General features: G+C 68.6%; 10 protein-coding genes. 6 read left to right on the top strand and 4 right to left on the bottom strand.

Features of this window, described 5'->3' with window-relative positions:
- The 4 genes from A3IC_RS60560 to A3IC_RS0146505 form a co-directional block, all read right to left on the bottom strand.
- Nucleotides 1-905: sugar-binding domain-containing protein (locus tag A3IC_RS60560; protein ID WP_040878539.1), on the bottom strand; the 905-nt coding region annotated here is incomplete at its 3' end.
- A 253-nt stretch (nucleotides 906-1158) separates the two neighbouring features.
- Complete coding sequence (locus tag A3IC_RS60565; protein WP_020556910.1) at nucleotides 1159-2148, bottom strand: carbohydrate kinase family protein; 990 nt, start codon at nucleotides 2146-2148, stop codon at nucleotides 1159-1161.
- Nucleotides 2149-2254: 106 nt separating this feature from the next.
- On the bottom strand, nucleotides 2255-3454 hold the full coding sequence (locus tag A3IC_RS0146500; protein ID WP_245599864.1) for an AGE family epimerase/isomerase: 1200 nt from the start codon (nucleotides 3452-3454) through the stop codon (nucleotides 2255-2257).
- Between the two features lie 1042 nt (nucleotides 3455-4496).
- Nucleotides 4497-5519 carry a LacI family DNA-binding transcriptional regulator gene (locus A3IC_RS0146505; protein WP_052174118.1) on the bottom strand — a complete coding sequence of 341 codons (1023 nt, stop codon included), beginning with the start codon at nucleotides 5517-5519 and terminating at the stop codon, nucleotides 4497-4499.
- Nucleotides 5520-5689: 170 nt separating this feature from the next.
- On the opposite strand from A3IC_RS0146505, the gene A3IC_RS0146510 reads away from it, so the two are divergent.
- From A3IC_RS0146510 to A3IC_RS73905, 6 genes are all read left to right on the top strand, one after another.
- A complete protein-coding gene (locus tag A3IC_RS0146510) occupies nucleotides 5690-6964 on the top strand; it encodes an ABC transporter substrate-binding protein (RefSeq protein ID WP_020556913.1) in 1275 nt (424 codons plus the stop codon).
- Between the two features lie 74 nt (nucleotides 6965-7038).
- Nucleotides 7039-7929, top strand: a complete 891-nt coding sequence (locus tag A3IC_RS72815; protein WP_020556914.1) for a carbohydrate ABC transporter permease — start codon at nucleotides 7039-7041, stop codon at nucleotides 7927-7929.
- Entirely contained in the window at nucleotides 7926-8846 is a 921-nt protein-coding gene (locus A3IC_RS0146520) for a carbohydrate ABC transporter permease (protein ID WP_020556915.1), read from the top strand. Before A3IC_RS72815 ends, A3IC_RS0146520 begins: the two co-directional genes overlap by 4 nt.
- Nucleotides 8843-11500, top strand: a complete 2658-nt coding sequence (locus A3IC_RS0146525; protein WP_020556916.1) for a LamG domain-containing protein — start codon at nucleotides 8843-8845, stop codon at nucleotides 11498-11500. The genes A3IC_RS0146520 and A3IC_RS0146525 overlap by 4 nt, the downstream gene beginning before the upstream one ends.
- 82 nt (nucleotides 11501-11582) lie before the next feature.
- The gene (locus tag A3IC_RS0146530; RefSeq protein WP_079027134.1) at nucleotides 11583-14468 is read left to right on the top strand and encodes a discoidin domain-containing protein; all 2886 of its coding nucleotides are present in this window, start codon (nucleotides 11583-11585) and stop codon (nucleotides 14466-14468) included.
- Between the two features lie 280 nt (nucleotides 14469-14748).
- A protein-coding gene (locus tag A3IC_RS73905; RefSeq protein ID WP_425387402.1) for an IS630 family transposase occupies nucleotides 14749-15818 on the top strand; the annotation gives its coding sequence in 2 pieces (ribosomal slippage) (nucleotides 14749-15195 and nucleotides 15198-15818; 1068 coding nt in all).
- Nucleotides 15819-15840 lie beyond the last annotated feature (22 nt).

Here is a 15840-nt window from a genome sequence, read left to right on the forward strand (position 1 = left end):
GGCTTGCCGTTGACCGTGATCAGGCCGTCGGCGAGTTCGACAGTGCGGAAGCCGATGCGCAGCGGCAGCCGCTCGCCTGGGGTGGCGAGGATGCCGTCGTACAGGTGCGGGGTCTCCGCGGTCCACGGCCGGACGGGGACCGTGACCGGAGCGCCGGTCGCGGTGTCGATGCCGAGCGCGGGCACGGTCACGCGGCCGGGGACGTCGGAGTCGACGCGCAGGGTTCCCTCGCCGGTGGTGTGGTCGTAGGAGGCGTGCACGAAGAAGTCGCCGGCGCATCCGTCCGGCCGGTGCAGCAGGATGACGTCGCGGAAAATGCCCGGAAGCCACCATTGGTCCTGGTCTTCGAGGTACGAGCCCGCCGACCATTGGTGGACACGTACCGCGAGCCGGTTGTCCGTGGCGTGGAGCAGGTGTCCCACCGCGAACTCGTGCGGGAGCCGGGAGCCCTTGAAGACGCCGAGTTCGGTGCCGTTGAGCCAGACGCGGGCGCAGGATTCGACGCCGTCGAAGCGCAGGACGGCGTTCCCGTCCGCGGGCCAGTCCGCGGGCAGGTCGAACGCCTTCAGGTGGTCGCCGGTCGGGTTCTCGTACGGCACCCGCGGCGGGTCGACCGGGAACGGGTAGAGGGAGTTGGTGTATATGGGCGAGCCGTGCCCCTGGAGCACCCAATGGCCCGGGACGGCGATCTCGTCCCAGGTCCCCGCATCGTATCCGGGTGCGGCGAAGGCGTCGTCCTCGGCGTCTGCGGAGGGAGCCAGGCGGAAGCTCCAACTTCCGTTCAATGAAAGGGATTTCGCGTCCGGCGACGGGTTCCAGGCGCGGGGTGCCAGGGCTCCTGCGCCGGGAGACACGTCCTCGACGTAGTCGACGGCCGTGGTGGTGCCGGTGGTGCGGTAGGACATGGTTCTCCTGGCCCAGCCTTTCGAGCGGATGGGGCGGTTTGTGGTCGGTGTCAGTCGAGCGCGGGTGCCGCAGTACCGAGGGTGCCGCGGCCGGCCCGGCGAAGTCCCGCTCCCGGTCACGAGTTCCTCGCGACGGGACCCGAAGGCAACACCTTCATGAGCGAATCTCCTTCCCTCTCGACCCTGTTCACGCAACGGACGACATCTCGGGAACCGCCCCTCGGACACCGCACTCCACCGCACCCATGGCATTTCAGGGACTCGGCGCCAGCTGCGCTGCTCCGGAGGGGCGGGCACGATCGGTGCTGGCGTTCCGGATGTTGTGCCGATGGCTCTCGACTTCCTGTGCGGTCGGCGGGTCGGCACCGGGGCGGGCGCACGTGAGTGCGGAGACCAGGGATGCCTCACCGAGCAGTTCGAAGAGGGTTCCCGGGCCGAGACGGCGCAGACGGGGTGCGTTGTCCACGCCGAGGAGGTCGAGTCGGCGCAGCGCGTCGAGCAGCCCTGCCGTGAAGGCGTCGCCCGCACCGACGGTGTCGGCGACCTCGACGGTGGGCGCCGGGCAGTGGACGTCTCCCGACCCGCAGACGCCGTAGGAGCCGGCGGCTCCTCGGGTCACCACGACCAGGGCCGGTCCGCGCTCGAGCCATTCCCGGGCGACGTCGGTGATGTCCCGTCCCGGGTAGAGCCAGCCGAGGTCGTCGTTGCTGACCTTCACCACGTCGGCAAGCGCGGCCCGATGCTCGATCAGGGTCCGTGCCCGGGTGGGCCCTCCCATCAGTGTCGGACGGCAATTGGGGTCGTACGAGACGGTGCAGCGCCCGCGGGCTTGCTCCAGGAGCCGTCGTACGGTGGTCGCGCCCGGTTCCAGGGTGACGGCGATCGAGCCGGTGTGCAGGCACACCATCCCGGCCGGGAGTTCGTCCGGTATCGGGGCCGGGTCCCAGGAGAGGGCGAACTCGTACGTGGCGGCACCTGCGGTGTCCGTCCGCGCGATCGCGGTGCTGGTGGGAAGGTCGCCCGCGGTGGCCTCCCCGACCACCGTGACCAAGCTGTCCGCGAAGTGGCCTGCGAGCATCTCCCCGTAGGGGTCGCGGCCGTACTGGGTGAGCAGGGAGACCGGGCTGCCCAGCCGGCCCAGGCCGACCGCCACGTTGGCAGGGCTGCCCCCCGGATGGGCGGCGGTGTCGCCGTGGCCGGACGTCACAAGGTCCACGACGGCTTCTCCGACGACAAAGATCACGCCCTGCCCACTTCCGGTCCGTGCTGCTTGTGCTGTGCGGGTCGCGTCGGGGCTCGCCCCTTCTCGTCGGGCCCGGCGACCGCACGGGAGCGGGGCCTGTGTGTGTTCACGAATTCCTCCGACGCAGTGCCTCGGCGATCGCGGGCGCCGGCGGGAGTCGGGGGATGAGGGTGGCCTGGATCGCGTGGTAGACATCCGGCTTGCCGGACCACACGGTCGCCGCGGGGGTGTTGCGGGGCGTCAGTTCGTGGTGCCAGCTGCCGTGGGCGTGGTCGATGAAGACCTCGTCCGCGTATTTCCACCACGTGCGGTACCAGCGCTCGTACTCGCCATTGCCGGTGACACGGTGGAGGACGGCGGCCGCCGCGATCGCCTCGGCGAGGACCCAGTGCATGCGGGCTCTGACGACCGGCTCGCCGGCCCGGTCCACGGTGTAGACGAATCCGGGTTCGCCGTCGACGTTCCAGCCCTCGCGGACGCCTGCGGCGAAGAGCGCCTCGGCGTCGTGGAGGAGCCAGTCGGGTGCGGTCCGCAGGCTGGTGTGGAGGCCGAGCAGCAATCGTGCCCACTCGAACCAGTGTCCGACCGTGGATCCGAACGGTCGGAACGGGTCGTCGGGCCGGTTCTCGTTGTACCGGTGCTGTGGTGACCAGTGGGCATCGAAGTGTTCGACGAGGCGCCATCGGGCGGCTTTGGCGTGTTCGTGGACCACGTGACGGGAGATGCGCAGGGCTCGCGCATGCCAGATGGGCTCGCCGGTGACGTCTCCCGCCGCCAGGAACGCCTCGACGGCGTGCATGTTGGCGTTCGCGCCGCGGTAGTTCTCGCACAATTGCCAGGGCAGGTCCCAGCTCTCGACGAGCCGGCCCTCCTCCTCGCTCCAGAAACGCCGCTCGATCGTGTCGAGCGACCGGGCCAGCAGGTCTCGGGCCCCCGGTCGGCCGGCGGCCGTGGCACCGGCCGCCGCCAGGACCACGAACGCGTGTGTGTAGGCGGACTTCTCGGCGGAGAGCGGCCGACCGTCGCAGTCCACCCCGGTGTACCAGCCGCCGTGTTCGCGGTCGCGCAGCGGTCCCGACAAGGCGGCGAGCCCGTGGTCCACCAGGTTCGCCGCATCGGGGTCACCGCACAGGTGGGCGAGGGCGAAGACGTGGGTCATTCGGCAGGTGATCCACGTGTGGACGGACCCGTCGTCCCGTACGGCACCGCGGTCGTCGAGCCAGCCGAATCCGTTGGGCACGCGCGCGCCACGGGCGAAATCCAGCAGCCTGGCCTGCTCGGCGGCGAGCCATGCCGGGTCACCCACCACCAGACCTGGAAACCTCGATGCGGCCGTTTCCGAGGGCGGGCAATTGGCGTCGTCTGTCATCGAGTTCCTCGAAGTTGATCCGGTGGAGTGGGACAACGATGTGTCCCGGTGTCGCGACTCGCGAGCGGGAACACGTGGTCTTGCGCGGACGGCGAGCGCTACACGGACGGAGGGCAGCGATGGACTCCCGCCCGGCCCGGATCGGCGAATGGGATCGCTTGGCGGTTCCACCGGCATGCCGGTACGAGCAGCCGAGGCTGGTCCGTCCTGTGAGCGTCCGTGGGTTGTCGACCCCCAGGGTGCGTTCGAGGTGGGTGTCGCCGGACAGCCACGAGCGTGCGGGGGTGGTTCCGTACCGACTCGGTACGGAACCACCCCCCGTCCGCCGGCTTTGCCTGAAGTTTCGACCAGCGCTGCTCTGCGGTCGGGGGCGCTGTCGTACCGCCGTTCCCATCGTCCGCCGGCCCGGACAGCGCCGCGGCGGGACCCCCGACAGCGCCGCGGTGCCGACTGCCGCGAGGGCGCCTCCGAGAACTGTTCTTCTGGCCGGAGGCAGTGAGCCTGCGATGTGGTGGGTCATCCGTCTCTCCTTCGATGGGTGAATCCGGGTGCGGATCATGGCAGTCGGGACGCCGCTGTCGAGGTCACTACCTCGCGCTCGGGCCGCGCCATCAGGCGAAGCGCGCCGTGCCTCGGCTGGGAATCAGGGGGAGGTGTTCGGACGGGATGGACGGAAGGGGCGACTGCGCGCACCTGGACGTGTGGCTTCGTGCCTGCCGTAGGTCGCGGCACCGGAGCAGGAATCGGCCAGCGGGCATGTGTGAGGGACCCGTCGGCCGGGCCGTCAGCGCGGAGGTCGGGATGTCCCGGTGTGCGTCGGCGCACACCCGGGCGGTGACGACGCGGTCGGCGGCTCGAGAGCTGCCGGATGCCGACGTCCGAGAAGATCACGGCCGCATTGGAATAACGTTATCGCGAACGATGGACCTGCCTCGGCCGTCTGTCAAGACGTCGCTACGGAATCCCGACCGGCCGAAGGTCAGGCCGGTACCTCGCCGGAGCCGCGGGTCTTCAGCGTGACCGGGACGATCACGGTCTGCGCCGGGCGGGCCGGATCGGCGATGCGCGCGCGCAGCAGTTCCACGGCCGTCCGGCCGATGGTGGAGGTCTCCTGGGCGACCACGGTGAGCGCGGGCCGGATGAGGTCGGCGAGCGGCACCTCGTCGAAGGCGACGATGCCCAGCCGGGAGGCCGCCTGCGGGCCGAGGTGCCGCAGCACCGCAAGCGTGGTGTCCATGGTGCCGGTGACCAGCGCGGTCGCCGGCTCCGCGCCGTGCAGCACGGCCTCCAGTGCGGCGGCGACGCGTTCGGGGGTGATCTCGCCGGGGTGCACCAGACCCTCGGCAGGCCGGCCGTGGGCGCCCAGCGCGGCCCGGAAGGCCGCCGCGCGCTCCCGTCCGGAGTAGACACGCTCGCTGTCGCCGATGTAGGCGATCCGGCGGTGCCCGTGCCGGTACAGGTGGTGGAAGGCCATGCCGATGCCCGCGGCGTTGTCCGACATGACGCAGTCCGCCGAGATCCCGGCCATCGGCCGGTCCATGGAGACCAAGGGCATGCCCGCCTCGATCTCCGGCTCCAGGTAGGCGTGGTTCTCGCCGATCGGCTCGACGATGATGCCGTCGAGGCGCTGCCGGCACATGGAGACGAGAATCTCGCGTTCCCTGGCCTCGTCGAAGTCGGTGGAGGCCGCCAGGAGGGTCTGCCCCGACGCGCGGGCCGTGTGCTCGATGGCGGCCAGGGCCGGGTTGACCTCGGCGATTCGTCGAACGGCCGCGCCGATCGTGCCGGTGACGCCCGTGCGCAGCTGCCGGGCCCGCTCGTCCGGGCGGTAGTTGAGCGCCACGATCGCGGCCTCGACCCTGGCCGCGTACTCAGGACCCACCGTCGGGTCGTTGTTGACCACCCGGGAGACCGTGCGCAGAGCCACGCCGGCCTCGCGGGCGACGTCCACCATGGTCGGCCGCTTGGATCGGCCCCCGTTCCCACCCGCTGGTCGGCTCATCCGGTGTGACTCCTCGCTGTAGCGGTCGAACGTTATCCGATCGACTCTTGACACATTCCCGTAACGCAGGATTATCCTCGCGATAACGTTATCTCGAAGATGTGCAGGCGTCGATCCCCTCCGATCCGCTCCACTCTCGCGGGTTACATCACCCCCACCAGGAGACTTCCATGCGGCCCACCCCTCTGATCGCGGCCTGCGTTGCCGCGGGCCTCACCCTGCTCACCGGATGTTCCGCCGCAACCAACGACGGCGGGAAGGGCGGCAGCGACCTGACCTACCTGACGTTCGAGACCCCGAACCTGAACGCGCAGTTCTGGGACACCTCGATCACCGAGGCCCAGAAGCAGGCCCCCGGCGTGTCGGTGAAGAAGATCGTGACCCCGGGCACGGACCGGGACGCGTACGCAAAGCAACTGCTGGCCTCCGGCCAGTTCCCGGACCTGCTGCAGTCGATCACCCCGTCGACGTTCGCGCAGAACGGGCTGCTCAAGCCGTACGACAAGAACTGGGTGAACGCCAACTTCCTGATGCCGATGGGCAACGCCTACAAGGGCGAGGTCTACATCCCGCCGACGAACTCCCAGGTCATCCCCGAGGTCTTCTACAACAAGAAGCTGTTCGCGCAGGCGGGCATCACCGCGCCGCCCAGGACGTGGTCGGAGTTCATGGCGGTGTGCGCCAAGCTCAAGGCGGCCGGCATCACCCCGATCGAGCTGGGCGGCGGCGACCCGTTCTCGGCGTCCATGCCGCTGGTCGGCATCCTGTCCGCGGACGTCCTGGGCAAGAACCCGAACTGGCTGCAGGACCGCTACGCGGGCAAGACCAGATTCACCGATGCCAACGTCGAGGCCGCTGCGACCAAGTACCGGACGATGGTCAAGGAAGGCTACTTCCAGGACGGCGCGCTGGGCGTGAAGTACGCGGACTCGATCACGAACTTCACCTCCGGCAAGACCGCGATGTACATGATGGGCAACTGGTTCCTCGGCTCGGTGCCCAAGGATCACGCCGACGACTTCGGCGCCTTCCTCACCCCGACCGACGACGGGTCCCTGGTCGTGCCGTTCGCGGTGGGTGGGTCCATGGCGATCAGCGCCAAGACAGCCGACCCGGCAAAGGCGACCGCGTTCGCCCAGGCCTGGTCGACGAACCCGGCGAACCTCAAGACCCTGATCGAGGGCGACGGCGCGTTCCCCATGCTCAAGAACAAGACCCTGGCCGACTACAACGTCAACGTCACCCAGGTCTACAAGGACTCCTACACCTACGTCACCGACCAGAACACGAAGGTCTCGGCCTTCGGCTGGGCGACCAACGACGACGCCATGCCCTCCGGACTGAACGACGCCTTCTACTCGGCCAGCCAGGCGCTGTTCACCTCCGACGACGTCCACGGACAGCTCGCCAAGCTCGACGCCGCCTGGGACAAGGCCACCAAGTAGCTCCTGAACCGGCGCCGGGCCGTCCGCACCGGCGCCGGGCGGGACGACCGTAGAACTTCTCCAAGGGACCCGCCATGACCACCCGAGCCCACCCACGCCGCGGCGACCCGGCCCTCGGTGCGATCGCCGTTCTCACGCTCGGCCTGTACGCCCTGTTCATCGTCGTTCCGGTGATCATGAGCGCCTGGAAGAGCCTGACGGACGAGAACCCGCTCAAGCCGCAGACCCACTTCGTGGGATTCGACAACTACACCGAGATGACGCACGACAGCGCACTGTCGGACAGTCTCACCTTCACCCTCCTGCTGACCGCAGCGGTGACGATCGCCGCCAACGCCGCAGGCATCGGGTTCGCGATCCTCCTCAACAAGACATCGCTGAGCTACCGGATGATGCGGACCGTCGCCTTCCTGCCGCAAGTGCTGTCCGGCGTCATCGTCGCCTTCGTGTGGCGCTACATCCTGGCCCAGGACGGCATCCTCAACGACATCCTGACCACCACGGGGATCACCGACAAGCCGATCACCTGGCTCGGCACGCCACACCTGGCGATGTTCTCGGTCGGCCTGGTCGCCGCCTGGGTCCTGACCGGCTTCACCACCGTCGTGCACCTGGCGGCGCTGCAGTCGATCCCGGTCGAGCTCTACCAGGCCGCGAAGGTGGACGGCGCCGGCCGCCGGCAACAGTTCCGGCACATCACCTTCCCGATGGTGGCCCCGGGCACGACCATCAGCGTCACGATCTCGATGATCACGATGCTGAAGCTGTACGACATCATCGCGGTCCTCACCTCGGGCGGCCCCGCGGACTCCACCCAGTCCACCGCCCTCTACATCATCAAGTGCGCCTTCACCGACAATCGCTTCGGCTACGCCTCGGCGGTGGCCATGCTGCTCCTGGCCGTCTCCGCGGTCATCGCGCTGTCCGTGACCGGCCTGCTGCGCCGCCGGGAGGTGGACCTGTGACCGTCTCGACCTCGCACCGGCCGGCCGCATCGCGGAGCACCGCGCCGAGCCCATCCACCGGCCGGGCCGCCTCCATACCGAGAGCGAAGCGCCGCAAGTGGGCGACGAAGGGCCACCTCATCGCGGCCACACTGGTGACGCTGGCCTTCGTCAGCCCCGTCTACCTCACCGTCGTCAACGCCTTCAAACCGCAGGACCAGATCGTCTCGGACCCCGCCGCCCTGCCGGTACCGCCGACGACCCGGAACCTGACGGACGCGCTGTCCCGCCCCGACCGCATCATCCAGATCGGCCTCACCAACTCTCTGGTCACGGTCGTCGCGTCGGTGATCCTGATCATCCCGATCGGCGCGGCCTTCAGCTTCTGGCTGTCCCGCCGCTCGGCACCCCTCCAACGAATCGTCCTGGCCGTGTTCGGCGCCGGCCTGATGATCCCGCCCGCAGTCCTCCTCCTGCCCACCATCCGGATCCTGACCTTCCTGCACCTGGACCACACCTACACCGGGCTGGTCCTGTCCAACGTCGGCGGCGGATACCTGGCGTTCGCGGTCTTCGTCTACTCCGGATTCCTGCGGTCCGTCCCGGGCGAGATCATCGAGGCCGCGACCGTGGACGGCGCCGGAACGCTGCGGATCTGGTGGACGATCGTCATGCCGCTGCTGCGCCCGGCCACCGCGACCGTCGCGATCTTCCTGTCGCTGTGGATCTGGAACGACTTCATGAATCCACAGTTCATCCTCGGCCCGCTGCACGGACAGACCATCACCACCGGTGTGTACCAGTCGCTCGGCCAGTTCTCCACCAACTACGCACAACTGTTCGGCGTGATGCTCCTGGCCGCGGTCATCCCCGTCGCCGGATACCTCTTCCTGCAGAAGCAGTTCATCGCCGGACTCACCTCGGGAGCCAGCAAGTGACCACCATCGCCGCCGCCGATCCCCAGCACGCCGTCTCCGGGGCCGGCGTCCCCGACCTGGACCAGCTTGCCAGGCACTGGGTCGGCCTCGACGAGATCGCACACCTGCCGTCGCTGCGCAACCAGCAGGGCCAAGGCCACGTCGACTACGACCTGTCCTCCCTGTCCTGGCTGGTCGCCGCCCCCTTCACCTTCGGATATCACACGGGCGAACTCCGCGTGGACGGGCGGACCTTGGCTGCCCAGCGGTTCCTGTGGAAGCCCTGGGGCGTGACGCGCGAGCACCGGGGAGACGGCCTGCTGCTGAGCACCGACACTCGGATGGCGCTGTCGCGGGACCTGCTGCTGTGGCGCCTCACGGTCACCAACGAGAGTCCCGAGGCCAGGACCGTCGAGCTGTCCCAGGACCTGTTCGCGATGGTCGCGCATACCGAGGTCGGCTTCGGTTGGCTGTACGACGTGCCGTGGAACGACGGCAACCACCACGACTTCATGGCGCTCGAGCGTATTCGCGCCACCACCGGCGGACGTGGCGAGTCCCACCTGCTCTCCCCGGCGTCGCGCCGGCTCCGGCTCGGTAGGCCCCGTGTCCCGGGGATCCAGCGCGACGAGGACCACGGCCCGATGCTTTTGGACGACGCGCTCCCGGCGCATGTCAGCCACGACAGGGAACCGGAACCGCGTGTCGGCGTGGCGGCGACGGTTCGCGCTCTGACGGTCGCAAGCGCCGACGGCATTGTGGCCGTGCGCGCCGACGAGGCGATCCGGCTCACCCCGGACGACGAGGCGAACTTCGATGCCTTCGCCCTGACCCCCGGGATGACGATCGCCTTCGAGCTTCGCCTCGACACCGAGAGCCAGTCCGGAACCGTCCTGACCCACGGCAACCACCCGGACTCGCTGCGGATCGGCGTCGAGAACGGTTGTCCGTGGCTCGGCATCACCGGGGAACGCGTGTTCACGGACGTCACCGCCCCGGCCGGGGCGTGGCACCGCGTCAGCGCGCACATCGAAGCCGACCACGTCGTGCTCCGCCTCGACGACCAGGAGATCACGCGGACCGGCCACTGGACCCAGTCGCGCCGCTGGACGTCCGCACCGCAAGACGGCATGGTCGCCATCGCGGACACCCGGTCGGCGGCACGCGCTGCCTACGCCTTCACCAACATGCCGTCCGCCCTTCGGACCGAAGGCCCCGGCGGCCGCGCCACCTGGACCCGCCGGATCGAGCCCGGCCAGAGCGTGACCATCGGCATCACCTGCGCGTACGGAACCGATGCGCACGACGTCGCCGCCGAGGCCCGGGCCGCGGCCGAATCCTTCGAAGCGACGATGCGCGCGGGCGAGGACGGCTGGCAGCGGCACTGGGCCAACATGTTCACCCCGGGAAACCCGGACTTCTCCGGGCACCTTCCGGTCCTCACCACCGACGACGCCGGGCTCGCGGACACGTATTACCTCGGCGCGCTGCAGGTGCTGTACATGCGCAACATCCGGATCCGGCCCGGCGAACCTGTGTTCCTCACCGGCGGCCCCCGACTGGGGCCGACGACGACGTACTTCTGGGACCACTGCGAGTGGAGCCGGATGTACGCCCTCCTGGAGCCCGCCGGACTGCGCTCATGGCTGCTGCGCGTCCTCTCCGGCCCCTATCGGGACTCCTTCGGGATCGAAGCCCGCAGCGGCGGTCCGCTGGGCAACGCATACAGCGCCAACGACTACGCCCTGTTCCGGCTCATCGAGCACTACGTCTGCACCAGCGGTGACGCCGCCTTCCTCGACGAATCGACCGGTGGAGCAACGGTCTTCGAACACCTGGAGCGACTCGGCTTCGGCTGGCGCGACAAACGCAGGGCGGCCACCGGAGGCGTGCTCGCCGACTTCGGCGACGACGCGTGGAGCCTGCTGGAGTGCGTGCCCACGTACACCGCAGTCGTCGCGGGCTTCAACAGCGCCTACGTCGGGATGACCCGTTCGATGGCTGGCCTGTACCGACAGCGGGGCCGCCAGGAGGACGCGGCACGAGCCGACGCGGAAGCCGAGGTCTTGGCCGCGGCGGTGCTGGAACTGTACGCGGGCGCGGGCCGCTGGCAGATACGCCGCCCCGACGGGACGGACACGATCGGGCACTGCCTCGACTTCGGCCTGACCTCCGCAGCCCTGCACCGCGATCTGAACGACGAAATGCGGTGCGAAATGGCGGACTTCGTTACCGAACGCCTGCTGGTGGGCGGCTGGATGCGGGCCCTGAGCCCCGACGACCCGGCCGCCGCCGCCTCCGACCGTCCCGACCACGGCGCGGCCGGCGCGTTCTGCGCCTGGCCCGGCGTCACCGCGTACGGCTTGGCCCGCCTGGGCTACCGCGACCGGGCGATCGCGCTGCTGCGCGACCTGACGTCCGCCGCCTCGGGCGGGGTGTGGGGCCAGGCCATGGAAATCGTCACCGGACCTGATGGGCGGCCGCGCGCTCGGGTCGCCGAGCGCGGTGTCTCGAACCGCGACAGCATCGCGGGCGCATCCGGTGCGGAAGCCGTGCTGTCCGCAGTGTTCGGCGTCACGCCGTCGTTCGCTGCGGGCGGCCCGAACGAACTGCCGGACACGTTGACCGCCGACGGGGTCGGAACCCTCACCGGCCTCCGGAGCCCCGCTGTCTGACCACGAGATCGGACGCGGCAGGGCGGTCCGGCCGCGCGCCGCGCATTCCGATTGTTGGTACCTCTCAGAAAAGGGACTTGAGATGATCAGCAGAAGAACTGCAATCTCGACCTTCGTCGCCGCGGTCGGAACCGCGCTCATGCCGCTGTCGGCAAGCGCGGCGGACGGGCAACCGTTCGCACCCGCCGAGGCGGGAGCGGCGAATCAAGCCACCGAGGCCGACTGGAACAAGGTCTCCCGGGTCTTGGACGGCTACAAGGGTGTCTACACCCGGGACACACGCATCGGGTCGCCCTGGAACACGGCGTTCAACCCCGACGGTCCGATCATGGGCAACGGAACGACCTTCGCGTTCATGGCCGGCGATCACCGGACGCAGAACATCTACGTGTCGAGAAGTGACATGTGGCGTGACCGCTCCAGCAGGAACGGGCAGCAGTACACCGCCTTCGGCGGTCTCACCATCCGCGCCGACGACGGCATCGACCTGGCGCAGGGCAAGCCCGTGCAGGTCAGCGGTTTCACCAGCAGCAACGAGGACGGCCCCAAGCTCGTGGACGGCCGCGACGACACCAAGTGGTGCTCGACGGTTGCCACGAACGGGGGATCTGCGGTCTATTGGGCCGTTGTCGACCTCGGCCAGGCGCAGAACATCTCGCGCTGGGTGGTCAAGCACGCCTCTGCGGGCGGAGAGACGGCGCAGGCCAACACCAAGGACTTCCGCCTGCAGTATTCGACCAAGTCGGACCCGAAGGGCGGGGTCGATGCGGACTGGACCGATGCCGATACCGTGACGGGAAACAGTGCGGCCGTGACGGATCGCAACCTGGCGACCCCGATCACGACGCGCTACGTACGCCTGCAGGTGACGACGGCCGAACAGGGCGCGGGGAACACGCTGCGCATCTACGGTCTTGACCTCTATGCGCAGCCGAAACTGGCCGCCCAATCGGATTTCCGCTATGAGCAGGACATGAGGAACGCGGAGGTGCTCGCGCAGTCCGAGGGCGGATTCACGACCTTCACCTGGCTCTCCGCCAGGGAGAACCTCATTATCACCCTCATAAAGAACACCACGGCGGGCCGCCTTCCGCTGGAGGTCTCCAACTGGACTGTCAACAGCAATGCCGCGGCGGAGGTACGCGGCAACATGATGGTGGCGACCAAGTCCGGCACCAGCGCGTCCTCCAACAGGGCGAGCGGTGACGGCACCTGGCCGGGGTGGACGGTGAACGTGGCGATGGCCTCAAAGGTCATCGGCAATGTCAAGACCACGGTCACTGCCGGAGCCGGGAGCACGAACCGGACCAACTTCACGCTGGACGCGGGCCAATCCGTCACCGTTGTCTCGGCGATCGAGGGCGGCAAGCAGAGTGCGACGGCCAACAGCATGGGGCAAGCGATCGACACGGCCCTGGCGAAGGTGGCGTCACGATCCCACGCCCACGCCCTGGCATCGGCGCAAAAGGCCCACCGAGCCTACTGGAAGCAGTACTGGCTGAAGTCGTTCATCCACATCCACGACTCGAAGGTGGAGCGGATGTATTACGGCCTGCTCTACGAGCTGGGCTGCGCCACCTCGGCCTCCAGTGAGAACAACGCCGGCCTTCCCCCGGGCCTGTTCCCCTGGACGGCGAACGACAACCCCGCTTGGCAGGGCGACTACACGACGAACACCGACATGCAGCGCCAAGTGGACTCGCTCATGACGGCGAACCGGCTCGACGGCGTCCAGAACTACGTGAACCTCCTTGAACAGTACTGGCCTGAGGCGCAGCGGCGCTCGGCGTCCGCGCAGAACCTCAACTGGGTGATTCAGGGCACCGGGCGCCCGACATCCTTCACCGACGGGATCAACAGCGGAGCGTTGGTCCCCACCCATATCGGGCCGTGGGGTGCGTCCACCGAGCAGTACAACGACTCGAGGGAATACTGGAACTCCCCGGCGGATGCCAGCTCCGTGCTCATGCCGCTGGTCAAGATGTTCCAGTACAACCAGGACGACGGCTTCCTCAAGGAGCACCTCTACCCGATGCTGCGTTCGGTCGCGGTGTTCTGGGAAAACTACGTAACCCTCGAAAACGGCAAGTACGTCGTCTACGGTGCAACCCACGAGGGGGTCGCGGGGCGCAATCCGATCTTCGACGTCGACGCCGCCGGCTACATCCTGCGCAACGCCGTCGACGCGGCCAAGCAGCTCCGCGTGGACTCGGATCGGGTCTCCGCGTGGCAGCACATCGTCGACAACATGAGCGCGCAGCCGACGTTCCTGTACAACGGCAAGGTCACCATCTGCGACGTCGAGGGGCGCACCCAGGCCAACCCGGGGAGCACCTTCGACAGCAACCCGGTGACGATCCAGAGCGTGTACTACTACGACTCTGTCGGGATGAGTGCACCGCCAACGGTCAAGGAGAAGTACTTCAACTACCTTGCCGTCAAGAACGGGATGGGCACCGCGCGTCGCCTCACCAGCGCGACACGCCTCGGCTACGACATCCACGAGATCATGGACCACCTCAGGATCGGATCGATCGATCCGGCGCCAGGCGACTGGGCAGGTCTGCGCGGGAACAACACGGTCGGCGATCTCGGGGCGGTCAACCTGCTCGGGGTGGTACAGGAGTCGCTGCTGCAGAGCAACGAGGGATTCGTGAACGTCTTCGCCAACTGGTACAAGGATCAGGCGGCGAGCTTCACCCGGCTCCGCGCGAACGGTGCGTTCCTCATCGACGCCTCCCAAGACGCGTCGGGCACCAAGACGTTCGTCGGGGTGAGGAGCGAGAAGGGTAAGGAGCTGTCGATCCTGAACCCCTGGCAGGGGCGGAGCGTCGGGATCTTCCGGAATGGCCATCGGATCGCCGCGAAGAGCACCCGGAACCCGCTTGGCGAGATTCTGACCATACCGACGAAGGCGGGCTCGTACTACGAGCTTCGCGTCGTTCGACGGCAGCAGGCGGCGGGATGAAGCCGAGCGCCCACAGCTGACGCGGGCTCACCATCAAGGCAGCCGATGACCTCTCCGGGCGGGGCTGATCGAGTTCTCGCTCGGCGGCACTGCACACCAGCTGCCGGCCGAGCGAACTGAACATCCCCCTCCACCTTATGCCGCTGCCGCCGGTCGAGCAGGAGCCTGCGAGCGGCGCCGCCGGGACGCGGAACTGACCGGCCAGATCTGGCAGGTCCACTACTGAAGTTTTCGTCGTGATGTCGTGGACGGTTGAAGATCCCTGCGCTATGCCGTGGATATGCGGTATGCGCAGGGTGGTGGGTTGACTCCCAAGGAGCGTGCGGCGCGAGAGCGGTTGCGGTTGGACGCCGCCGAGCGGTTCGAGCGTGGGGAGTCGAACGCGGTGATCGCGTCGGAGTTACGGGTGGCGCGTCGGTCGGTGGAACGGTGGCGTCGTGCCTGGCGCGAGGCGGGTGTCGAGGGCCTGAGATCGAGCGGTCCCGCGTCTGTGCCCAGGTTGGATCCGTCGCAAATGGACGCATTGGAAGGGGAGTTGGACAGGGGCCCGAGAGCCCACGGTTGGCAGGATCAACGTTGGACCCTGATGCGGGTGAAGGCGGTGATCCGGCGTCGTTTCGGGGTGACCTACTCGATCCATGGGGTCTGGGGGTTGCTGCGTCGGGCCGGCTGGTCGTGTCAACAGCCGGCTCGGCGGGCGGTGGAGCGGGACGAGGACGCGGTGCGGGGTTGGGTGCGGGAGACGTGGCCGTCGGTGGAAGCACCGCGGCGGCGCTCGACGCCTGGATCGTCTTCGAGGACGAGGCCGGGATGTCGATGACGCCGCCGCGAGCGCGCACGTGGGGACGACGCGGGGTCACCCCGGTGGTGCGGGTGTGCGGAGGCTCCTGCGGCCGGGTCTCGATCGCCGCACTGACCTGCTACAAGCCGAGTGAACGCTCCCGTCTGATCTACCGACACCGCGTGCACACACGCCGCAAGGGGGAACGCAGGAGCTTCGCGTGGACCGACTACCGCGACCTCGCCGTGCGTGCGCACCTGCAACTCGGCGGCCCCATCGTCCTGGTCCGGGACAATCTCAACACCCACCGCGCGGCCGACCTGCGCAAGTACGCCGCCGAGCACGACTGGCTGACGATCAGACAGTTGCCGAGTTACGCGCCGGACCTGAACCCGGTCGAGGGCATCCGGTCGCTGGTCCGTCGCGGCTTCACCGGCAACGTCGGGTTCACCGACGCCGACCACCTGGTCCGCACGATCAGACACGGCCTCCGCCACATCCAACGACGCCCCCGCCTCATCGACGCCTGCCTCGCCGAAACCGGCCTCACCATCCGACCCAGGGAATGAAAACCAACCCACCGACATCACG

Source organism: Embleya scabrispora DSM 41855 (assembly GCF_000372745.1).
Lineage (GTDB): Bacteria > Actinomycetota > Actinomycetes > Streptomycetales > Streptomycetaceae > Embleya > Embleya scabrispora.

Bases quoted from the DNA above. Each gene is read 5' to 3' on its own strand.
- A3IC_RS0146505 (WP_052174118.1), bottom strand. From the start codon at position 5,519: ATGAGCCGACCAGCGGGTGGGAACGGGGGCCGATCCAAGCGGCCGACC.
- A3IC_RS72815 (WP_020556914.1), top strand. From the start codon at position 7,039: ATGACCACCCGAGCCCACCCACGCCGCGGCGACCCGGCCCTCGGTGCG.
- A3IC_RS0146530 (WP_079027134.1), top strand. From the start codon at position 11,583: ATGATCAGCAGAAGAACTGCAATCTCGACCTTCGTCGCCGCGGTCGGA.
- A3IC_RS0146510 (WP_020556913.1), top strand. From the start codon at position 5,690: ATGCGGCCCACCCCTCTGATCGCGGCCTGCGTTGCCGCGGGCCTCACC.